We start from the raw sequence: 22,939 nt of genomic DNA, 5'->3' as shown, positions 1-22,939 counted from the left end.
GCGGGGCAACGACTTCTGATATGGCGGGCAACATGGTGCAAGGGTTAGGACAGATCGAGGCGGCACATTGGAAAGGCGCGTCCGAAGGGAGCGACGACGAGGATATCATTCCCCGCGACATCCGCTTCGGCATTGTCGAAAACCCGGTCCGCCACTGGTTTGGCGGCGACTTCCAGAAAACCGTGCTGCTGGACGGCCTGTCGATCTTCCTGCCCGAAGGCGAGCGCTATTTCATTCGCGCGCTGCGACACTATGCGTCGAAACTTAACGACAAGGAATTGACCGACGAGATCAACGGCTATGCTGTCCAGGAGGCGTTCCATACCCGCGAGCACCTGGATTACAACCGGGCTCTCAGCAAGCTCGGCTATGACGTCGACAAGATGGAGCGTCCCGTTCGCGCCGGCATGGCCCGGGATACGTCGCCAATCCTGCGGCTCGTCGTCACCTGCGCGATCGAACATCTGACGGCCACCTTGTCGACCGTGACCTTGCGCTATCCCGAATTGCTCGCCGATGCCGCGCCGGCCTACCGGCGCTTGTGGATGTGGCACGCGCTGGAAGAACTCGAACACAAGGCGGTCGCGCTGGATGTCCTGAAGAAGGCGACACCGAACATGCCAGGCTGGAAGCGCTATTTCATCCGCGTGATGGCGATGAACGCGACCCTCCTGCCTTTCATTGCCATCACGCTCCGCAATATCAAGATTTTTGCTGCCGGCGACGGGATCAAGACAGGGCCGCGCTTCTGGTTGCGCTTGGGCCGGCTGACAGTCATATCACCGGGATACTGGCGTCGATGCTGGCCACTGATCCTGAAATACTACCTGCCCTGGTTCAGCCCTCTCAACAAGGACGATGCCGAATTGATCCGCAAGGGGCGGGCCTGGCTCTATGGCGAGTTCAAGGCAATCGAGGCCGCCAAGGCGGCACCAATGGAATCCCCCGCAACATGAGCAGCAGCCGCCTCTTTTCCCGCGTTCTCGATGTTGCATCGACCGGCAAGTTTCCGCGCCTGCAAAAATGGGTCTGGCGACGCATCTATAATCTCCTGTCCCTATCCTGGCGCGATCAGGACTGGCGCTTCATGAATTACGGTTTCGTGCCGGCCGGCCCCGCCTTTCCGCTGAGTGCGGAAGACGAGGCGGAGCGCGCCTTCATCGGATTGTACCAGCAGGCGGTCGAAGGCCTTCCGATCGCGGGCAAGCGCGTTCTAGAAATCGGCTCCGGGCGCGGCGGCGGATCGAGATACATTGCCCGCTACCACGCACCGGCCTCGATCGTCGGGCTCGACTATTCGCCCGATACCGTCCGGCGCGCCAGACGCATCAACAAGGACACCCCATCCCTGACCTTCGAGACGGGCGATGCGGAAAACCTGCCCTTTGCCGATGGCTCCTTCGATATCGTCGTCAATATCGAGTCGTCGCATTGTTATGGTGACGTGCCGGCCTTTGCCCGCGAAGTGTCGCGCGTGCTTGCCCCGGGCGGCTGGTTCACCTTTGCCGACATGCGGTCGAAAAACCAGTTGACCGCGCTGAGCGGGCAACTCGGTGCGCCCGGCCTTGATCTGGTTGAGGACCGCAATATCTCGAAAGGCGTGGTCGCCGCGCTCAACGCCGCCGAGGCCCGCAAGCGCGAACGCATCGGCAAGTCCCGACTGCTGAAGCATTTCATGACGGAATTCTCCGGCTCGAAAGGCTCCGCCCTCTACAAGGGACTTTCGCGCGGCGATGTCATCTACGTCGCCCGCCGCTACCGCAAAATGGACTGAACCATCTTACAAATGTCGCGTTTCCGTCGGCGTATTCCACCAGGCATTGTTGCGGCCGTCCGAATAGGTGACCGGCGCCTCCGCGAGAACCGACGGATCGAGATCGTCAAGGCAGGCGAGGTTCACCGAGACGAAGGCACCGCCGATCTGCTCGATATACCCATCGCTGAACGGCATGATCCCACAGGTGCGGCAGAAGCGGTAATGGCCGCTCATCGTGCCGAACTGATACTCGCTCATCTCATCGGCACCCGACAGCAGACGGAAATCCTCGGGCTTGATCAGGGCACTCCAGGCGCGACGCTTGGTGCAGATGGAGCAGTTGCATTTGCCGGTTCCCGCATCGAGATCGATATCCGCCTCGAAGCACACCTTGCCGCAATGGCAACTTCCCTTGTAGGTCAATTTCATCCCGGCTCTCCCTTGCCTGATGCGCTTCTCCGCCAGTCCGGAAAATCGAACGCTTCCGCCGTCCACCTCAATCGGCCTGCTGCGGCTCCATATAGGCCAGTTCCCAGACATGGCCGTCCGGATCCTGGAAGCTACAGCCATACATGAAACCATAATCCATGATCGGCCGCCATTCCTTGCCGCCGAGCGAAAGCGCCTTGGCAAGCGTGTCGTCCACCTCGGCGCGGCTGCTTGCGGAAAGCGCGGTCAGCACTTCCGTCACCTTGCTGGTATCGGCGATGTCGCGGATGATGAATTCCTTGAACCGCGTCTCATGCATCAACATGCAGAAGATGTTTTCCTCGATGATCATGCATAGCGTATCGTCGCTGGAATAATCCGGATTGAAGCTGAAGCCCAGCCCGCTGAAAAAGGCCTTCGAACGCGATACGTCCTTGACCGGCAGGTTCACGAAAATCATCCTCATCGATAGTCTCCTCCTCTGATTTCTGGATAGTCGTCTTATTAGGCCAGGAATGTGACGCCTAAGCCAGGGCGAGAAGGTCGAACCGCAAGCGGTCCGGACGCCCCTCGCCGAGGGCCGCATCGACATCGGCATGGGTGCTCGCCCAGACCGGCACCGCCCGCGACAGGAGCGCGTGCCCCGCCAGCGTCAGCTTCATTCGCCGCAACCGGCGATCCCTGGCATCCATTATTATCTCAAGCAGGCCACGCTTTTCCAACGGTTTCAGCGCCGCCGTCAGCGTTGTCCGGTCCATGGCGAGCAGATGCGCAACCGGCCCCATGCCCGGAGGCTCCGGCCGATTGAGCGACATCAGCAGGGAAAACTGTCCATTGGTAAGGTCGAAGGGCCGCAGCGCATCGTCGAATTTACGCGCCAGGGCCCGCGCGGCGCGCTGCACGTGAAGACATAGGCAGGTGTCGCGGACAAGCAGGGTGGTTTCAAAGGGAATCACAATGGGCTTTGACATGCCGCAATAATGTTGATATCAACCTATTTAGTCAACGGGAACGAAACGCGATTTCTTGAGGAGGAATGAACGATGTTGAGCAATCCGGTTGTATCGCGCGAGGAATGGCTCGAAGCCCGCAGGGCGCTGCTCATCACTGAAAAGGAAGAAACGAAACTCCGCGACAAGATCCGCGCCGACCGCCAGGCCATGCCCTGGGTCAAGGTCGACAAGGCCTACACATTCGACACGCCCGCCGGCAAGAAGACGCTGGCCGAGCTTTTCGACGGCCGCAGCCAGCTGATGATCTATCATTTCATGTTCGGCCCCGACTGGGATGCCGGCTGCCCGGGCTGCTCGTTCCTGGCCGATCATATCGACGGCACGCTTGCCCATCTCAACAATCACGACGTCACCTATGTCAACGTCTCCCGCGCGCCGCTCGACAAGATCGAGGCTTACAAGAAGCGCATGGGCTGGAAAGCCCCCTGGGTTTCCTCCTTCGGCAGCGATTTCAATTTCGACTACCACGTCTCCTTCACCAAGGAAGAACTGGACAGCGACACGGTCTTCTACAATTTCCGGCAAACGCCGCGCGACCAGGCGCATGACGAGCTTCCCGGCATGAGCGCCTTCTTCCGCGACGAGGACGGCACGATCTACCACACCTATTCCGACTATGCCCGCGGCGGCGAGGAAATCCTCTCCACCCTGATGATCCTCGACCGGGCGCCGAAAGGCCGCAACGAGACGGGAACGCTGAGCTTCGTCAAACGTCACGACGAATATGAGGAGGCGCCGAAAGCGCATTCCTGCTGCTCCTGACAGAAACTGACCGGCAATCGCACTAGAGAGGGGAAAGAGGCGATGAAGGCAGAACTTGTTGAGGAACATCGCTGGCTGGAACAGTTGATCGGCAGATGGCGCCTCGTCTTCAATATGCCCGAGGGAAGCGATCACGGCGATTCCGGCGGCAGTTGGGAAGAGACCGTCCGCTCTCTCGGGGGCGCCTGGGTCGTCTGCGAGACGATCGGCAACATGCCGGACGGGAGTTCGGCGACCAATATCCTGTCGCTTGGCTTCGATCCGCTGAAGAAGTTTTATGTCGGGTCCTTCGTCAGTTCCGCCATGACGAACCTCTGGGTCTACGAAGGCTCGCTCGACAAGACCGGCACGGTGTTGACACTTGACTGCGACGGCCCAGATTTCGAGCATGCCGGGCGTACAGCCCGTTATCAGGATGTCATGACCATCCTGGACAAGGACCAGCGAAACTTCTCGTCCCGCGTCCAGGCCGCCGACGGAACATGGAAGCCGATCATGTCATGCGATTATCATCGCCTGTCGGCACTCTGACGGCCTGTTTCCACGGCCGGGCTTTCCATCCAGTAGACCACGCGAAAACAAAAGGAGGAAGAGAATGAGCAAGGGACACGGCGCGTTCGTCTGGTACGAACTGATGACCACCGACACCAAGGCTGCCGCAGCATTCTACGACGACGTGGTCGGCTGGACCTCGGTCGATTCCGGCATGCCCGGTGCGAACTACACGCTGTTCAAGGCGGGCGACGCCCGCATTGCCGGCCTGATGACGATGCCGGAAAATGCCTTGAAGATGGACGTGCCGCCGGCCTGGCTCGGTTATGTCGGCGTCGATGACGTCGATGCCGCCGCCAAGAAGCTCGCGGAACTGGGTGGCACCGTTCATCGCGAGCCCGAGGATATTCCGGGCATCGGCCGCTTCGCCATCGTCACCGATCCGCACGGCGCGGTGTTTGCGCTGTTCAAGGGCACCCCCGATGGCGAAATGCCCGAGATTTCGCAGATGGCGGACGGCAATGTCGGCTGGCATGAACTGATGGCCGGCGACCTCGACACCGATCTGGCTTTCTACCAGAAAATGTTCGGCTGGGCGAAGGACCAGACCATTCCGATGGGCGAGATGGGCGACTACCAGTTGTTCGCCCATGACGGCGCCCAGATCGGCGGCATGATGACCAAGCCTGCGGAAATGCCCGCGCCTCCATACTGGGGCTTCTACTTCAACGTCCCGGCCCTCGACGCCTCGATCGAACGCTCGAATGCCCGGGGCGGCAAGGTGGTCAACGGTCCGATGGAAGTGCCGGGTGGTGCCTGGGTCGTCAATTGCGTCGATCCGCAGGGCGCGTATTTCAATCTCGTCTCGATGAAGCGTTGACCTCAAATCCTTCGTTTCGAAGGCATCGCCGGGCCACCGGCGGTGCCTTTCCTGACGTCGGCACGCCCTTAGCGTAAACACACGGGCCCGACTGCCTTGACGGGAGACCAAGGCACGTTAGATTTCAAAGGCGCGCAGATGCATGTCCGGTTCATGCTGGCGGCGGGCATGTCCCTGTATTTTATACGAAGAGATTTCGTTGTCCCCGCTTTTAGACGCCATAGACACAGATCATCAGAAGCGCCTTGAAGCCCTTGAGGCTTATGACATCCTCGACACGCCGCCGGAGCCGGAATTCGACGATATCGTGCTGGTCGCCTCGATCGTCTGCAAGGCACCTTCAGCGCTCGTCAGTCTCGTCGAGATCGGGCGGCAATGGTTCAAGGCGCGCATCGGTTTCGACGCAAGCGAAACACCGATCGGCCAGTCGATCTGCGCCAATGCCATAAGCAGTCCGAATATCCTCGTCATCCCCGATCTGACGCAGGACGCGCGCACCGCCACCAATCCGGTGGTGACAGACGATCCGCACCTGCGCTTCTATGCCGGCGCCCCCTTGATCACACCGGACGGCACTATCATCGGCACACTCTGCGTTATCGATACGACGGCGCGACATCAGGGACTGGACGAGCCCCAGGGGAAAGCGCTGGAAGCGTTGGCGCGGCAGGTGATCCTGCTTTTGGAAGCGCGCCGCGTCTCGCGCCGCAAGGACGAATTGTTCAAGCGCCAGAAATCGATCGCCTCCAGTATCCGCACCAGCGCCAGCAAGACCTTGGCCGCTCAGGAGGCTGGGCGCATCGGCACTTTCGAGGTCGATATTGCCACAAGCAGCGTGAAAGGCTCCGCCGAGTTCTGCCGCATCTTCAGCATGACGCCGGCGGATTCCTACCCCGCCAGCGCATTCGAGGACATGGTGCTCCCGGAGGACCGCGGGCTGCAATCGGATGACGCAAGCCGCAATGATGGCAATGCCGAGCCCGATGTCGAATACCGGATTTCAACGGCCGATCGCGGTGTCCGCTGGATCGCTCGCCATGCCACCTTCGAGCATGACGCCAATGGCAGGCCCGTGCGCATGCTCGGCACCGTCCAGGATATCACCGCGCAGAAGCGCTCGGTCGCCCGCACGGAAGCGCTGCTTGCGCTTGGCGACCGGCTGCGCGATCTCGACGACATCGAATCCATGGCGCTCGTCGCCTCCGACCTCATGGCCAAGGCATTGGATGCGACCCGGGCCGGGTTCGGCATTGTCGACAGCGCTTCGGAGACCGTGCTGATGCAGCCGGAATGGCGTGCGCCCGGCATCAAAAGCCTCGCAGGCGTCCACCCTTTCCGCTCCTATGGCACGTTCATCGAAGACCTGAAACAAGGCCTGCCGGTGGTCATCGCGGACGTCACCGCCGATCCCCGCACCGCCGATAATGCCGATGCATTGCTCGCGATCGGCATCCGGGTCCTCGTCAACCTGCCGATTTTCGATCACGGCAAGTTCAGCCTCGTCGTCTTCGTCCACCACGACCACCCCTATGAATGGAGCGAGGAAGAGCTCTCCTTCATCCGCAGCTTCGGCAATCGTATCCAGAGCGCGCTTGCCCGGCTGCAGGCCGAGGCTGATCAGACCCTGCTCAACAACGAAATCGGCCACCGCTTGAAGAACACGTTCGCGATGGTCCAGGCAATCGCCTCGCAAACTTTGCGTCCTGTGACAGAGCGCGATCATGTCCTGAATTTCGAAAAGCGGCTGCAGGCGCTCAGTACCGCCCATGACGCGCTGCTGGAGCAAAATTGGACCGGTGCGGATGTCGCGGCACTTGTCGCCAGCAGCATCGAAACATTGGGGATGGCCGAACGCTTCAGTGTCAGCGGACCGGCCTTCACCTTCGGCCCGCGAAGCAGCCTGTCGCTGTCGCTCCTGCTGCATGAGCTTGCGACCAATGCGGTAAAATACGGATCACTCTCGAGCCAGACCGGTCGCGTGTCGATCGACTGGTCAATCGAGGACGAAGGAGATCAGGCAAGGTTCCATTTCCGCTGGCAGGAAGAAGGCGGCCCGCCGACATCGGAGCCCATCCGCAAGGGTTTCGGATCGCGCCTGATAAACATGGGCCTGACCGGAACCGGGGACGTCGTCGCGAGTTACCGCCACTCAGGGTTCATGGTGGAAATGACTGCCTTCCTTTCCCAGTTGCAGCAGGCGAAATAAATCATGGCGCAGTCCAAACCCATCAGCAAACGCATCGTTCTCGTCGTCGAAGACGAGCCGCTGCTGCGGATGATGGCGGTGGATCTTGTGGAAGATGCGGGCTTTGACGTGGTCGAGGCAGCCAATGCCGACGAGGCCGTGAAAATCCTCGAAACGCGCACCGATATCCGCATTGTTTTCACCGACATCGACATGCCCGGCAGCATCGATGGCATGATGCTGGCCGCCGCCGTGCGCGACCGGTGGCCACCGATCGAGATCATCATCACGTCGGGACATCGGCAGGTCGCCGACCTCGATTTGCCGGAGCGAAGCGTCTTCTTTCCCAAGCCTTATGACAGCACCAAGGTCACGGCTACACTGCACCGCATGGCACGGCACTGACCCGGCAAATGGAGACCCGGACATGACGCAGCTCAACGCCATCGAGGTGATCACGCTGTTCGTCGACGATATCGGCAATGCCAAGACTTTCTACGAAAAAGTCTTCGCGCCGGAGATCGTCTATCAGGACGCCGTTTCCGCCGTGCTGAAATTCAAGGGCCTGATGGTGAACCTGCTGCAGGCAACCGAAGCGCCGGCGCTCGTCACACCGCTGCCCGTCGCGCCGTCTGCTTCGGGATCGCGCATCCTGTTGACGATTCGGGTCGATGACGTGAACGCGACATATGCCGACTTGCGCGACCGGGGCGTAACGTTCCTGAACGGCCCGATCGACCGCCCGTGGGGACGACGCACGGCTGCCTTCGCCGATCCATCCGGACATGCCTGGGAAATTGCCCAGGAATTGAGCTAGGCGATTGAACTTTCAGCAGAGTGGGCGTTCTGTAGTATGGCAACAGGAAATGAATCCTCCTGTTCGGAATTGCGCCTTGCAATCTCTCTTTGCATTGCACAAAATCTTCCCAAGGATGGCAAAGACCCATCATCGAGGGGATAAAAATCCGCATGGCGATCAAGGCAAGCATCTATCACCTGACGCACTACAAATACGACAAGCCCGTGCGGCTCGGCCCCCAGATCATCCGGCTGAAGCCTGCTGCTCATTCCAAGACCAAGGTCATCAGCCATTCGCTCAAGGTCTCGCCGGCAAACCATTTCGTCACGCTGCAGCAGGATCCCTACGGCAACTATCTCTCACGATACGTCTTCCCCGATCCAGTCACCGAACTGAAGATCGAGGTCGATCTCATCGCCGACATGACGGTCTACAATCCCTTCGACTTCTTCATCGAGGAAGAGGCCGAGACCTTCCCGTTCAAATATCCTGAAGACATCCGCGACGACCTGAAGATCTACATGCAGCCGGAGCCGATGAGCCCGGCGCTGAAGACTTATGTCGACGGCATCGATCGCACGCCGATGCGCACCATCGACTTCATCGTCGGTCTCAATGCCCGCCTGCAGCAGAAGGTCAACTATGTCATCCGCATGGAGCCCGGCGTCCAGACCCCGGAAGAGACCTTGCAGCTGGCACTCGGCTCCTGCCGTGATTCCAGCTGGCTGCTGGTTCAGATCCTGCGTAACCTCGGTCTCGCCGCCCGCTTCGTTTCCGGCTATCTCATCCAGCTCGCGCCTGATTTGAAAGCGCTCGACGGCCCGTCCGGCACCGAGGTCGATTTCACCGACCTGCATGCCTGGTGCGAGGTCTATATTCCCGGCGCCGGCTGGGTCGGGCTCGACCCCACGTCCGGCCTGCTGACCGGCGAGAGCCATATTCCGCTCGCCGCCACGCCGCACTACCGGAACGCCGCTCCCATTTCCGGCGGCCTTTACGGCGATGCCAACACCACCTTCGATTTCGCCATGACGGTCAGCCGCGTGGCCGAGCATCCGCGCATTACCAAGCCGTTTTCCGAGGAAAGCTGGGACGCGCTGAATGCGCTCGGCGAACATGTCGATACAGTGCTGAACGGCGCAGATGTGCGCCTCACCATGGGCGGCGAGCCGACCTTCGTCTCCATCGACGATTTCGAATCGGAGGAATGGAACACCGGTGCCGTCGGTCCCACCAAGCGCGACAAGGCCGACCAACTCATCCGGCGCTTGCGCGAACGTTTTGCCCCCGGCGGCTTCCTGCATTACGGCCAGGGCAAGTGGTATCCGGGCGAAAGCCTGCCGCGATGGACCTTCTCGCTCTACTGGCGCAAGGACGGCAAACCGATCTGGCACGATCCTGACCTGATCGCCGCCGAAGGTCAGGATACCAAGGTCACGGACAAGGAAGCCGACGCGCTTTTGAGCGGCATCGCCACGGAGCTTGGCATCGAGCCGGAGATGATCATCCCCGCCTTCGAGGATCCGGCCGAATGGATCATCAAGGAAGGCAGCCTGCCGGAAAACGTCGATCCGTCCAATTCCAAGCTCGAAAGCCCGGAAGAGCGGGCCCGCATCGCCAAGGTGTTCGAACGCGGGCTGACGACGCCGACCGGCTATATCCTTCCCGTGCAGGCCTGGAATGCCAAGGCCGGCGGCCGCCGCTGGGTAAGCGAGCGCTGGCGCACCCGGCGCGGCAAGATTTTCCTGATCCCAGGCGACAGCCCGATCGGGTTCCGCATGCCGCTCGGCACCCTTCCCTATGTGCCGCCGTCGCAATATCCCTATATCCATCAGGCCGACCCCTCCATCCCGCGTGAGCCCCTGCCGGATTACAGCGCGCCGGCAAGGGCGATGGCAGAGGCCTCGCGCAAGGCGAGCGAACCGCAGCAGGACCGCAACGAACAGAATATCGCCGGTTCCAAGGGTGACATCCGTGGCGCGGTGCGAACCGCCATGAGCGTCGAGCCGCGCGACGGCCGCCTTTGCGTCTTCATGCCGCCGGTCGAACGCATCGAGGACTATCTCGACCTGATCGCTGCCGCCGAAAAGGCTGCCGCAGATATCCGCCTGCCGATCCACATCGAAGGCTATTCGCCGCCGCAGGACGAGCGCATCAATGTCATGCGCGTCGCGCCGGATCCCGGCGTCATTGAGGTCAACATCCACCCGGCCTCCAACTGGAAGGACTGCGTCACTATTACCACGGCGATCTACGAGGAAGCCCGCCTCACCCGGCTCGGCGCCGACAAGTTCATGATCGACGGCCGCCATACCGGCACCGGCGGCGGCAACCATGTCGTGGTCGGCGGCCAGAATCCGAACGACAGCCCGTTCCTGCGCCGCCCGGACCTGCTCAAGAGCCTCGTGCTCCACTGGCAGCGACATCCGTCGATGTCCTACATGTTCTCCGGCATGTTCATCGGCCCGACCAGCCAGGCACCGCGCGTCGACGAAGCCCGGCATGACACATTGTACGAGCTGGAAATCGCCATGGCCCAGGTGCCTTTGCCCGGCATGGCTCAGGCTCCTCTGCCCTGGATGGTCGATCGGCTGTTCCGCAATCTACTGACCGACGTTACCGGCAACACGCACCGCTCGGAAATCTGCATCGACAAGCTGTTTTCGCCGGATGGCCCGACCGGGCGGCTGGGGCTCGTCGAGTTCCGCGGCTTCGAAATGCCGCCGAATGCCCGCATGAGTCTCGCCCAGCAGGTGCTGGTCCGCGCCATCATCGCCCGCTATTGGCAAAACCCGGCTGAAGGTAAGCTGGTGCGCTGGGGCACGACACTACACGACCGTTTCATGCTACCGCATTTCCTCTGGCAGGATTTCCTGGACCTCTTGAACGACCTGCGTGCCAATGGTTTCGACCTGAAGCCGGAATGGTTCGAGGCACAGCTTGAATTCCGTTTCCCGTTTTGCGGCGAGGTCGAATACGAGGGCGCCAAGCTGGAACTGCGCCAGGCGCTCGAGCCCTGGCACGTCATGGGCGAGGAAGGCGCGCCCGGCGGCACCGTGCGTTATGTCGACAGCTCCGTCGAGCGTCTGCAGGTCAAGCTCGAAACCGCCAATCCGGAGCGCTACACCGTCACCTGCAACGGCCGTCCGCTGCCATTGAAGAAGACCGGCACCAACGGCGTTTCCGTTGCCGGCGTGCGCTACAAGGCCTGGCAGCCGGTGTCGGGTTTGCATCCCACTTTGCCGGTTAACACACCGCTTACATTCGACATTTATGATACATGGTCGAAGCGTTCGATCGGCGGCTGCATCTATCATGTTGCCCATCCGGGCGGGCGCAGCTACGACACGTTCCCGGTGAACGGCAACGAGGCGGAAGCCCGCAGACTGGCACGCTTCGAACCGTGGGGCCACACTGCCGGCGCTTACGCTCTCGTTGCGGAAACACCATCGGCAGAATTTCCGCTGACGCTCGATCTTCGGCGTCCGCCAGGAGTGTAAAGACGTCAATGTCCAAGAAGCAAACGGCGGAAGCGACGCGCAGGGAAGACCGGACCGGAAACGATCCGGTTTTTGGCTATCGTGCCCTTCCCGGCATTGCCGATGAAATGCTCGATACGCATGGCAATGTGCGCCCCGTCTGGCAGCATCTTCTCTCCGCCATCGGCCGCATGGACGAAACGGACCTGTCCAACCGCTTCGCCCGTGCCGATCGTTACCTGCGCGATGCCGGCGTGTTCTACCGCGCCTATGGCACCAAGGAAAACTCGGAACGCAGTTGGCCGCTGTCCCATGTCCCGGTCCTGATCGACGACAATGAATGGCAGGCCGTCTCCAAGGGCCTCGTCCAGCGCGCCGAACTGCTGGAGCGGGTCGCCGCCGATATTTACGGTCCCAACCGGCTGGTCGCCGAAGGCTTCCTGCCGCCTTCGCTGGTGGCGTCCAACCCCGAATTCCTGCGCCCGATGGTCGGCGTCCTGCCGGCCGATGGCCATTTCCTGCATTTCGTGTCCTTCGAGATCGGTCGCGGTCCGGACGGCAACTGGTGGGTCCTGTCGGATCGTACCGAAGCGCCCTCTGGCGCCGGCTTCGCGCTGGAAAATCGTGTCGCCACCACCCGCGCCTTCTCCGACCTCTATGCCGAGACACATGTCCATCGCCTTGCCGGCTTCTTCGGCGCCTTCCGCGATACGCTGCAGGCGCGCAAGAAACATCCCGACGACCGCATCGCCGTTTTGACACCAGGTCTCGCCAACGAGACCTATTTCGAGCATGCCTATATCGCCCGCTATCTCGGCTTCATGCTGCTGGAGGGCGAGGACCTGACCGTCGTCGATGGCCGGGTGATGGTGCGCACCGTCGCCGGCCTGAAGCCGGTCGGCGTCCTCTGGCGACGCCTCGACGCGGCCTTCGCCGATCCGCTGGAGCTGAACCAAAGCTCGCATATCGGCACACCCGGCATCGTCGAGGCATTGCGTTCGGGCTCCGTGTCGATCGTCAACTCGCTCGGCTCCGGCATCCTGGAAACCCGCGCCTTCCTCGCCTTCCTGCCGACCATCTGTCGGCATCTTCTCGGCGAGGATCAGCTGCTGCCGAGCATCGCTACCTGGTGGTGCGGCCAGCAGCCCGAGCGCGATCAGGTCGCCGCCAATATCGAGAAGATGGTCATCGGACCCGCCTATTCCACTCGCCCCTTCTTCGACGACAACGGCCAGTCCGTTCTCGGCTCGTCGCTGCGCGAGACAGCCAGGACCTCGGTTGCCGACTGGCTTCTGACCGACGGCCCGAAACTCGTCGGCCAGGAAGTCGTCACGCTCTCCACGACGCCCGCCTGGGTCAACGGCAAGCTGACGCCACGGCCGATGAGCCTGCGGGTCTATGCGGCCCGCACCCGCGACGGCTGGCAGGTCATGCCCGGCGGCTTCGCCCGTATCGGCTCAGGCGCCGACGCCGCGGCGATCGCCATGCAGGCCGGCGGTTCGGCCGCCGATGTCTGGATCGTCAGCGACAAGCCCGTCGAGCGTTCGACCCTGCTGCCCGCCGAGGAAAGCTTCATCCGCATCATGCCCGGTAGCCTGCCGAGCCGGGCGGCGGACAATCTCTTCTGGCTCGGCCGCTATATCGAGCGGGCGGAAGGCGCGCTTCGCATCCTGCGCGCCTGGCACGGCCGTTATGCCGAATCCGCCAACCGGAAAATGCCGCTGCTGAAGGATATCAGCGACTATCTGGAAAACCTCGATATCGACACCAGGCAACCGGTGCCGGACAGCCTGATCCAGAACATCGACAGCGCACTGTTTTCCGCCAGCAACATCCGCGACCGTTTCTCCGCCGATGGCTGGCTGGCGCTCAACGATCTTGCCAAGACCGCGCGGAAATTCCAGTCGACGGTGCAGGCGGGCGACGACGCAACCCATGCCATGACCATTTTGCTGCGCAAGCTGGCGGGCTTTGCCGGTCTCGTGCATGAAAACATGTACCGCTTCACCGGCTGGCGCTTCCTGTCGATCGGCCGCTATCTCGAACGCGGCCTGCACATGACCCGCCTGCTCGGCCATCTCTCCGGCGAGAACGCGCCCGACGGCGCCTATGACATGCTGCTTGAAATCGGCGACAGCGTCATGACCCATCGCCGCCGCTACAACGTCAACACGGCCTCGCTGACCGTCACCGATCTCCTGGCACTCGATCCGCTCAATCCGCGCTCGATCCTCTACCAGTTGAACGAGATCAAGACGGAAGTCGAGCAACTGCCGAAGGCCTTCACCAACGGGCAGATGTCGCCCTTCTATCGCGAAGCCATGCGTCTGCATGCCGGTCTCGCCGTCATGACCCCGGAAGCCATGGACGCGACGGTCTACAGCAAACTGGAGCAGGAACTTGGGCGCTTCTCGGACATCCTCGCGCAAACCTATCTCGGATAGAATATGCCGAATCGCCTGCGCCGGATTTGAGAGACCATGCTCTACGACATCAATCTGCGGATCACCTATACCTACGAAGTTCCGGTTTCCGGCGGAAGGCATATCGTCCGTGTGCTGCCGGTTTCGCTGCCTGAGCGCCAGCGACTGGTGGCCGGCACGGTCACCTGCACACCGACGCCGGAAGAGCGAACAGACACCACCGACTTCTTCGCCAATCCCTCCACATCGATCCTGTTTCGCAAGCCGCACGAAAAACTGGTCATCCGCATGCAGGCGCGCATCCAGCTCGACGCCCAGCCGCTGACGGCGGACTTCTCGCCCGATCTCGCCGGCTTTCCCGCCGATATCGCCAGTGTCTGGTCACTCGACGCCAATTCGCCGCACCATTTCCTCGGATCAAGCCCCCGTCTGCCGGAAGACCCGGCCATCTCGGCCTATGCCCGCTCGATCGTCGAGCCCGACATGACCGTCCGCCAGATCGCCACCGCCATCTGCGAGCGCATCCACAAGGACTTCACCTACGATCCGAAGGCAACGACGGTCGATACGACCCCGCGCGAGGCCTTCAAGCTGAAGCGGGGCGTCTGCCAGGATTTCACCCATGTGATGATAACAGCGCTGCGCAGCCTCGGCATCCCCGCCGGCTATGTCAGCGGCTTCCTGCGCACCATCCCGCCGCCGGGCAAGGAGCGCCTCGAAGGCGCCGACGCCATGCATGCCTGGGTGCGTTTCTGGTGCGGATCGACATCCGGCTGGTTGGAACTCGACCCGACCAACAATATTTTTGCCGGGTTGGATCACATCGTCGTCGGCCACGGCCGTGACTACAGCGACGTCGCGCCGGTCATCGGTGTGCTGAAAAGCTACGGATCACACAAGACGGAACAAGCCGTGGACGTCATTCCGCTACAGTGACATAAAACGGGATCTTTCGCGTCTCGATTTCGGACAACGCCCCAAGCCTCCAGAGCCTGAATCACAGGGGTCGCTAAACTTATAGTAAAACCCAATGGTTGAGGAAAACCGAACTGTAAGAATTCTTGGATATCGTGGCCTAATCGATCATTAGTCCCGTTCCGAGTGAGTAAAATGGCAAAGCGCTCAACTTTCCTGCAGTCCTGCTCAGCCTTTTTCAAAGACCGCCGGGGGAACTTCGCGATGATGGGAGCCATCATGGTTCCCGTACTTCTCGCCACCGGCGGCGTCGCGATGGACATGACCAACATGCTGATGGCCAAGAACCATCTGCAGGACGCGACCGATGCCGCGGCCCTTGCCGCCTCCTCCGCACTCGTCAACCAGAACCTCACGAACGCGGAAGCCAAGCTGCAGGCGAAGGAATTCCTCAAGACTCAGATGCTGAACTGGGCCACGTCGGGAATGACGGCCGAACAGATCGAAAATATCGAAAACGAGCTGTCCGGCACGGCGATCAAGATCACTGAGGAAAAGGCGATCCTTGGCAACGCCAAGAAATATACCGTCGAGGTTTCGGCGAAGTTCGATCTGCCGCTGAACGCCTTCACGCGCCTGCTCGGCAAGGACACGACCGAGATTGGCGCGACCAGCAAGTCGATCAGTTCGACCGAGGCGAGGAATGCCCTGTCCATGTACCTGGTACTCGACCAATCCGGGTCGATGGCAAGTGCGACGACAACAAAGAACCCCGACCAGCCGACCATCGCCTGCGGCAAGAAGACCTGCGACAATTTCCTATCGAAGATCGCGGCGCTCAAGCTTGCAACGGCGAACCTCCTGACGCAACTGCACGCCGCCGATCCAACCTTGTCCCTGGTGAGGTTGGGCTCGGTATCCTATAGCACCAAGATGCTTCCGGCACTTGCTCCCGATTGGGGAGTGAAAGCCGTCCTCGCTTATGTCAACGCCTTGCCGGCAGACGGCTTTACCGACTCCAGCGATGCGATCAAAACCGCCTACAAGGCGCTGGCGAACAGCAGCGAAGACAGCGCCCACAAGAACAAGAATGGCCAGGTGCCGAAGAAGTTCATCGTCTTCATGACGGACGGCGAAAACAACTATTACAAAAGCAAGCCGAACGACACCGCGTCCGACACCGCGACCAGGAAGACCTGCGACAAGGCCCGTGCCGACGGCATGGAAGTCTATACCGTCGCCTTCATGGCCCCGGCCCGTGGTCAGGATCTCTTGAAATACTGCGCCACCACGACAGCGCATTATTTCCCGGCCGAGAACGCTACGGAACTGACGGCAGCTTTTAAATATATCGGCGAAAAGGCCTCGCAGACAGCTGTCCGCCTGACCAAGTAAGATCTTTACTCATCAAAGGCCGCCCGCAAGACTTCCGGGCGGCCTTTCTGCTTTCGTCCGATCTACCGGTCACAGATGCCGATTCCGCCACGATGCGTCGAAATGGGACGGCACCATTTCCCGGCCGCAGACGCGAAACCGGCGCTTCTCAAGGCCATTTTTCCGCAATTCCGAAATTGCATAAAATCCAATGTATCGGCGGAACGGCTTCGTAAGGGTTCCGGCGTAAAACGGTCTCATCGGAAAATGATTTTCTAGAGTGGATCACATGGCAACTCGTTCGACTTTCGCGCAGCTCTGCGCAAAGCTTTTCAGAGACCGCTCCGGCAACTTCGGCATCATGGCCGCGGTCGCGGTCCCCGTCATCATCGTCGCGGCAGGTTCCGCGGTCGACTATACGGTTGCCAACAGCGACAGAACCAATCTCCAGCAGGTTGCCGATTCAGCCGTTCTTGCCGGTGGCGCCGTCTTCGACGGAACCAATTTCGCCGTCGCCGAGGCCGCCGCCGTCCACTATATCAAGGGCCAGGTCGAAACGGCGACGGACGAGCAGAATTCGGACGACAAGGCCCTGACCAACAAGGTCAAGTATAAGGTCAGTTCTTCCGACAAGACCTTGAGGGTCTGGATGCAAAAATCGGTTCCGACAAGCCTGCTGAAGATCGCAAACATCGACAAGGTCGATGTCAGCGTCTCGGCATCCGCCCTCTCGCCGATGAAGCCTGAGAAAATCACCTTCACGCCGACCAAGGCCCAGGGCTGGTATTTCAAGAAAATTTCCGTCCTGGTCCTGCGCAAGGGCGCGACAACGGAAGAACTGCTCGGCACGGTCGTCTATCAGCCGACCACGCAAACCAATGGCGGCCAGGGAACCTATGTTGCCAACCCAGCCGGCACGATTGATCTCGGCAAGTACACCAATCTCGCCCTGCGGATGGACATCAAGAACGACGGCTGCGATATCGGCTACAAGGCCACCGTCAAGAACAGCGCGGTGACCTGCAAGAAGGACAACGGCGCTTCCTACAAGACTTACAACACCGTCCTGCGCACGGATGATCCGAACACCAGCAATCATCTGTTCGTCGATGGCAAGCAGGTTCCCATTGGCGTAAAGGCATCGCTGGAAAAATATTTCGGCTGCTCTAAGAAGCAGGAGCATGCCTGGGAAGACGGTGGCGGCTGGGATCGCCAGGACTTCTTCTACACGGTCACCGCCACATGCGGCGCCGACGGTACCTTCGTTCGCTTGGTCAAATAGCGCCCGAAACAGCCAATCAGCAATGTACGATTTCAAAGCCGTCCCGCCAGCCAGGTAGGGACGGTTTCCAACATTTCAAAGCCTGCACGGCCGCCAATTAAATTTTTCCAATGGAAACGATGGCATATCGAAAATGGCAATTCGTATTTAAGCGCAAAGCCATATACATCAGCGCATGCCAGTCCGTTCCACCCGCTGTTACGTCCGCCGAGAGGCCATACGCGGTTTGAAACCGCAATGACCCTGCGGTCGCAGACAAATTTCATCTTATTGAAAACACTATTGCAAGCGCTTCGTATCGGTGCATAAATCGCTTATATGCCCCGTTGGTGTTCGGCCTGCGGTCTCCCAAACTGCAAGAAGGGTAAGCCTGTTTCCATGATCGATCGTTTGTCCAACGAAAGCATCCCGAGCGCTGCTCCCCGCGCCTCGAGCTCAGAAGTTCTCGCCCAGGAAATCATCGAGCGCCTCACCTATCGTATCGGCAAGGACCCCAAGGTCGCCAAGCCGCATGACTGGTTGACGGCCGCCATCCTGGTCGTTCGCGACCGCATCACCGACGCCTGGATGGAATCGACGCGCAAGACCTACGCGACCGATGCCAAGCGAGTCTATTATCTATCGCTGGAATTCCTGATCGGCCGCCTGATGCGCGACGCGGTCACCAATATCGGCCTGATGGACGAGTTGCGCGAAGCGCTCAATTCCTTCGGTGTCGATATCGACATCATCGCCACGCTGGAACCCGATGCCGCACTCGGCAATGGTGGCCTTGGCCGTCTGGCCGCCTGTTTCATGGAAAGCATGGCGACGGTCGACATTCCGGCCTATGGCTATGGCATCCGCTACGTGCACGGTCTTTTCCGCCAGCAGATGGCCGATGGCTGGCAGGTGGAACTGCCGGAAACCTGGCTTGCCCACGGTAACCCTTGGGAGTTCGAGCGCCGCGAAAGCTCCTATGAAATAGGCTTCGGCGGCTCGGTCGAAACCGTCAATATCGACGAGGAACTGACCCGCTACGTCTGGAAGCCGGCCGAGCGCGTCATCGCCACGGCCTGCGATACGCCGGTCGTCGGCTGGCGCGCCAAGCGCGTCAACACGCTGCGCCTGTGGACCGCGCATCCGATCGATCCGATCCTGCTCGACGCCTTCAACGCCGGCGACCATATCGGGGCGCTGAGGGAGAGCAACAAGGCGGAAAGCCTTGCCCGCGTTCTTTATCCAGCAGACGCAACGCCTGCCGGCCAGGAACTGCGCCTGCGCCAGGAGTTCTTCTTCTCCTCCGCCTCGCTGCAGGATATCCTGCGCCGCCATCTGCAGCAATATCCGGATTTCACCTCGCTGCCGGACAAGGTCGCCATCCAGCTCAACGACACCCATCCGGCCGTTTCCGTCGCCGAACTGGTGCGCCTGCTGACCGACGTGCACGGCATCGACTTCGAAGCCGCCTGGGATATCGCCCGCCGCACGTTTTCCTACACCAATCACACGCTTTTGCCGGAAGCACTGGAAACCTGGCCGGTTCCGCTGTTCGAGCGACTGTTGCCGCGCCACATGCAGATCGTTTACGCGATCAACGCCAAGATCCTGCTTGAGGCCCGCAAGCAAAAGGCGCACACGGATGAGGAAGTGCGCAACATTTCGCTGATCGACGAAAGCGGCGACCGCCGCGTCCGCATGGGCAACCTGGCGTTCGTCGGGTCGCACTCGATCAACGGCGTGTCCGCCCTACATACCGAGCTCATGAAGGAAACCGTCTTTGCCGATCTGCATCGGCTCTACCCGAACCGCATCAACAACAAGACCAACGGCATCACGCCGCGCCGCTGGCTGATGCAGTGCAATCCGGATCTGGTGACCCTGATCCGCGGTGCGATCGGTGACGAGTTCATGGACAATACCGAGGCGCTGCAGAGCCTCGATACCTTTGCCGACAAGAAGGATTTCCAGGAGCAGTTCGCCGCCATCAAGCGCGCCAACAAGGTCAAGCTTGCCCAGCTGGTGCAGAGCCGCATGGGCATCCGCATCGATCCGTCGGCCATGTTCGACATCCAGATCAAGCGCATCCACGAATACAAGCGCCAACTCCTCAACATCATCGAGGCGATCTCGCTCTACGACCAGATCCGCACGCATCCGGAACTCGAATGGGTGCCGCGTGTAAAACTGTTCGCCGGCAAGGCGGCGCCGAGCTATCACAACGCCAAACTGATCATCAAGCTGGCCAACGACGTTGCCAAGGTCATCAACAACGACCCGTCGGTGCATGGCCTGCTGAAGATCGTCTTCATCCCGAACTACAATGTCTCGCTCGCCGAAATCATGGTGCCTGCGGCCGACCTGTCGGAACAGATTTCGACGGCCGGCATGGAAGCATCGGGAACCGGGAACATGAAGTTCGCGTTGAATGGTGCGCTGACGATCGGAACGCTGGATGGCGCAAACGTGGAAATGCGCGACTGGGTGGGCGAGGAAAACATCAAGATCTTCGGGATGACGGCGGACGAAGTCGCCAAGGTTCGCGCCGAAGGCCACAATCCCCGCGCCATCATCGAACAGTCGCGAGAATTGTCGCAGGCCCTGCTTGCGATTTCCTCCGGCGTCTTTTCGCCCGACGATCGAAACCGCTTCACCGGTCTGGTCGACGGAATCTACAATCATGACTGGTTCATGGTCGCGGCCGACTTCGATGCCTATACCAAGGCACAGCGCGAAGTGGACGCGATCTGGACCGACACGGCCAGCTGGTATTCCAAGACCATCCGCAACACCGCGCGCATGGGCTGGTTCTCCTCTGACCGTACAATCCGGCAATATGCCGGGGAAATCTGGAGAGCCGGATGACATCAGTGCCGAAAGACGCCACGCCTACCGCTCCGCCAGCCAGTCTGTCGGCGGAAGAGATTGCGGCGATCCTCGCTGGCACTCATACCAATCCGTTTGCCGCCCTCGGCGTTCATGCCGCGGGCAAGGACTTCGTCGCCCGTTGTTTTATTCCAGGCGCCGAAACCGTGACCGCCGAAACATTGGCCGGCAAGGACATCGGCACGCTGACAAGGCGTGACGATGCCGGCTTCTTCGAAGGACCGGTCGCCGTCAAGAAGATCCAGCCGGTCCGCTACCGCGCAAGCAACAGCGGCGGTGAATGGACGGTCACCGATCCCTACAGTTTCGGTCCCGTGCTTGGGCCGATGGATGATTATTATATCCGCGAAGGCTCGCATCTGCGGCTCTTCGACAAGATGGGCGCGCATCCCATCAAGCATGATGGCGCCGATGGTTTCCATTTCGCCGTCTGGGCGCCGAATGCCCGTCGCGTCTCGGTGGTCGGCGATTTCAACAATTGGGATGGCCGCCGCCACGTCATGCGGCTGCGCCAGGATACCGGCATCTGGGAAATCTTCCTGCCGGACATCCAGGCCGGTGCGATCTACAAGTATGAGGTCGTCGGCAAGAACGGCGAGGTTCTGCCGCTGAAGGCCGACCCGTTTGCCCGCCGCTCGGAACTGCGCCCGAAAAACGCCTCGATGACGACGGGCGAGATCGAACAGGTCTGGCAGGACGAGGCGCATCGGGCCCATTGGGCCAGCGTCGATGCCCGCCGCCAGCCGATCTCGATTTACGAGGTGCACGCCGCATCCTGGCAGTTGCGTGATGACGGCACCATGCTGTCCTGGGACGAACTGGCCGAGCGGCTGATCCCCTACTGTGTCGACATGGGTTTCACCCATATCGAGTTCCTGCCGATCACCGAATATCCGTTTGATCCGTCCTGGGGTTACCAGACGACCGGCCTCTACTCCCCAACCGCCCGTTTCGGCGAGCCGGAAGGTTTCGCCCGCTTCGTCAACGGCGCCCACAAGGTCGGCATCGGCGTCATCCTCGACTGGGTGCCGGCGCATTTCCCGACCGATGCCCATGGACTGCGCTGGTTTGACGGCACCGCCCTCTATGAACATGAGGATCCGCGTCAGGGCTACCACCCGGACTGGAACACGGCGATCTACAATTTCGGCCGCGCCGAAGTATTCTCTTATCTCGTCAATAACGCCCTCTACTGGGCGGAAAAATTCCATCTGGACGGTTTGCGTGTCGATGCGGTCGCGTCGATGCTCTATCTCGACTATTCGCGCAAGCATGGCGAATGGGTTCCGAACGAATATGGTGGCAACGAGAACCTGGATACGGTGCGCTTCCTTCAGACGATGAACAAGGAAGTCTACGGCAGCCATCCCGGCATCATCACGATTGCCGAGGAATCCACCTCCTGGCCGAAAGTCTCCGCCCCGGTCCATGCTGGCGGCCTCGGCTTCGGCTTCAAGTGGAACATGGGCTTCATGCACGACACGCTGCAATATCTGCAGCGAGAACCGATCCATCGCAAGCACCATCACAACGACCTGACCTTCGGCCTGCTCTACGCCTTCAGCGAAAATTTCGTGTTGCCGCTCAGCCATGACGAAGTGGTGCATGGCAAAGGCGCGCTGATCGCCAAGATGGCCGGCGACGACTGGCAGAAATTCGCCAACCTTCGCGCCTATTACGGCTTCATGTGGGGTTATCCCGGCAAGAAGCTGCTGTTCATGGGCCAGGAATTCGCTCAGTGGCGCGAATGGTCGGAGGACCGCTCGCTCGACTGGAATTTGCTCGAATATCCGATGCATGAGGGCATGCGCCGGCTGATCAGAGACCTGAACGGCACCTATCGCAACAAGGCGGCGCTGCATGCGCGCGACTGCGAGGGCGAAGGCTTCGAGTGGCTGATCGCCGACGACCGCGAAAATTCGGTCTTTGCGTGGCTGCGCAAGGCACCGGGTGAGAAGATGGTCGCGGTCGTCAGCAATTTCACGCCGGTCTACCGTGAAAACTATACGATCCCGCTGCCGGCCGAAGGCCGGTGGAAGGAAATCTTGAACAGCGACGCCGAAATCTATGGCGGCAGCGGAAAGGGCAATGGCGGCGCCGTTCAGGCGACAAAAAACAGCTCGGGCGTGATTACCGCGACCATCACCTTGCCGCCCTTGGCGACATTGATGCTGGAGCAGGATTAGCGTTTCGCATGGCGGACCGGAGGGTCCCGTCCAGGCGGTGCGTCAGAAAAAATATTTGGAGAGGACACTGTTCCCAAGAACGGTCAAACCGCTCCGGGA

General features: G+C 60.7%; 18 protein-coding genes. 15 read left to right on the top strand and 3 right to left on the bottom strand.

Features of this window, described 5'->3' with window-relative positions:
- Nucleotides 1–32 precede the first annotated feature (32 nt).
- Together ACST81_RS05440 and ACST81_RS05435 are read left to right on the top strand one after the other, a co-directional pair.
- On the top strand, nucleotides 33–956 hold the full coding sequence (locus tag ACST81_RS05440; protein WP_438751837.1) for a metal-dependent hydrolase: 924 nt from the start codon (nucleotides 33–35) through the stop codon (nucleotides 954–956).
- Nucleotides 953–1,774: a class I SAM-dependent methyltransferase gene (locus tag ACST81_RS05435; RefSeq protein WP_438751836.1), complete on the top strand. Its 822-nt coding sequence runs from the start codon at nucleotides 953–955 to the stop codon at nucleotides 1,772–1,774. Before ACST81_RS05440 ends, ACST81_RS05435 begins: the two co-directional genes overlap by 4 nt.
- 6 nt (nucleotides 1,775–1,780) lie before the next feature.
- Here ACST81_RS05435 and ACST81_RS05430 read toward each other — a convergent pair whose 3' ends face one another.
- From ACST81_RS05430 to ACST81_RS05420, 3 genes are all read right to left on the bottom strand, one after another.
- Nucleotides 1,781–2,185: a GFA family protein gene (locus ACST81_RS05430; protein ID WP_438751835.1), complete on the bottom strand. Its 405-nt coding sequence runs from the start codon at nucleotides 2,183–2,185 to the stop codon at nucleotides 1,781–1,783.
- 67 nt (nucleotides 2,186–2,252) lie between these two features.
- A complete protein-coding gene (locus ACST81_RS05425) occupies nucleotides 2,253–2,651 on the bottom strand; it encodes a VOC family protein (RefSeq protein ID WP_438751834.1) in 399 nt (132 codons plus the stop codon).
- 58 nt (nucleotides 2,652–2,709) lie between these two features.
- A complete protein-coding gene (locus tag ACST81_RS05420) occupies nucleotides 2,710–3,156 on the bottom strand; it encodes a MarR family winged helix-turn-helix transcriptional regulator (protein ID WP_438751833.1) in 447 nt (148 codons plus the stop codon).
- 72 nt (nucleotides 3,157–3,228) lie between these two features.
- Between ACST81_RS05420 and ACST81_RS05415 the strand changes: the two genes are divergently transcribed.
- The 13 genes from ACST81_RS05415 to glgB all read left to right on the top strand — a co-directional run bounded on the left by ACST81_RS05415 (nucleotide 3,229) and on the right by glgB (nucleotide 22,840).
- A complete protein-coding gene (locus ACST81_RS05415) occupies nucleotides 3,229–3,960 on the top strand; it encodes a DUF899 domain-containing protein (RefSeq protein ID WP_438751832.1) in 732 nt (243 codons plus the stop codon).
- A gap of 42 nt (nucleotides 3,961–4,002) precedes the next feature.
- Nucleotides 4,003–4,491, top strand: a complete 489-nt coding sequence (locus ACST81_RS05410; RefSeq protein WP_438751830.1) for a DUF1579 domain-containing protein — start codon at nucleotides 4,003–4,005, stop codon at nucleotides 4,489–4,491.
- 64 nt (nucleotides 4,492–4,555) lie between these two features.
- Complete coding sequence (locus ACST81_RS05405; RefSeq protein ID WP_438751829.1) at nucleotides 4,556–5,332, top strand: VOC family protein; 777 nt, start codon at nucleotides 4,556–4,558, stop codon at nucleotides 5,330–5,332.
- 199 nt (nucleotides 5,333–5,531) lie between these two features.
- Nucleotides 5,532–7,538 carry a GAF domain-containing protein gene (locus ACST81_RS05400; protein ID WP_438751828.1) on the top strand — a complete coding sequence of 669 codons (2,007 nt, stop codon included), beginning with the start codon at nucleotides 5,532–5,534 and terminating at the stop codon, nucleotides 7,536–7,538.
- A gap of 3 nt (nucleotides 7,539–7,541) precedes the next feature.
- Complete coding sequence (locus tag ACST81_RS05395) at nucleotides 7,542–7,922, top strand: response regulator (protein WP_438751826.1); 381 nt, start codon at nucleotides 7,542–7,544, stop codon at nucleotides 7,920–7,922.
- 22 nt (nucleotides 7,923–7,944) lie between these two features.
- Nucleotides 7,945–8,334, top strand: coding sequence for a VOC family protein (locus tag ACST81_RS05390; protein WP_438751825.1), 390 nt, complete (start codon nucleotides 7,945–7,947; stop codon nucleotides 8,332–8,334).
- Nucleotides 8,335–8,486: 152 nt separating this feature from the next.
- Nucleotides 8,487–11,816, top strand: coding sequence for a DUF2126 domain-containing protein (locus ACST81_RS05385; RefSeq protein WP_438751824.1), 3,330 nt, complete (start codon nucleotides 8,487–8,489; stop codon nucleotides 11,814–11,816).
- Between the two features lie 8 nt (nucleotides 11,817–11,824).
- On the top strand, nucleotides 11,825–14,239 hold the full coding sequence (locus ACST81_RS05380; protein WP_438751823.1) for a circularly permuted type 2 ATP-grasp protein: 2,415 nt from the start codon (nucleotides 11,825–11,827) through the stop codon (nucleotides 14,237–14,239).
- A 36-nt stretch (nucleotides 14,240–14,275) separates the two neighbouring features.
- Entirely contained in the window at nucleotides 14,276–15,154 is an 879-nt protein-coding gene (locus ACST81_RS05375) for a transglutaminase family protein (protein WP_438751822.1), read from the top strand.
- Nucleotides 15,155–15,412: 258 nt separating this feature from the next.
- On the top strand, nucleotides 15,413–16,528 hold the full coding sequence (locus tag ACST81_RS05370; protein ID WP_438751821.1) for a vWA domain-containing protein: 1,116 nt from the start codon (nucleotides 15,413–15,415) through the stop codon (nucleotides 16,526–16,528).
- A 268-nt stretch (nucleotides 16,529–16,796) separates the two neighbouring features.
- The gene (locus ACST81_RS05365) at nucleotides 16,797–17,789 is read left to right on the top strand and encodes a TadE/TadG family type IV pilus assembly protein (protein WP_438751820.1); all 993 of its coding nucleotides are present in this window, start codon (nucleotides 16,797–16,799) and stop codon (nucleotides 17,787–17,789) included.
- 378 nt (nucleotides 17,790–18,167) lie between these two features.
- Nucleotides 18,168–20,633, top strand: a complete 2,466-nt coding sequence (locus tag ACST81_RS05360; protein WP_438751819.1) for a glycogen/starch/alpha-glucan phosphorylase — start codon at nucleotides 18,168–18,170, stop codon at nucleotides 20,631–20,633.
- Nucleotides 20,630–22,840, top strand: a complete 2,211-nt coding sequence (gene glgB / locus ACST81_RS05355; protein ID WP_438751818.1) for a 1,4-alpha-glucan branching protein GlgB — start codon at nucleotides 20,630–20,632, stop codon at nucleotides 22,838–22,840. Before ACST81_RS05360 ends, glgB begins: the two co-directional genes overlap by 4 nt.
- Nucleotides 22,841–22,939: the final 99 nt, after the last annotated feature.

This window comes from Pararhizobium sp. O133 (assembly GCF_051669845.1).
GTDB lineage: Bacteria > Pseudomonadota > Alphaproteobacteria > Rhizobiales > Rhizobiaceae > Pararhizobium.
The sequence above is the reverse complement of the archived record's forward strand: the minus strand, read 5'-3'. Positions and strand labels throughout refer to the sequence as shown.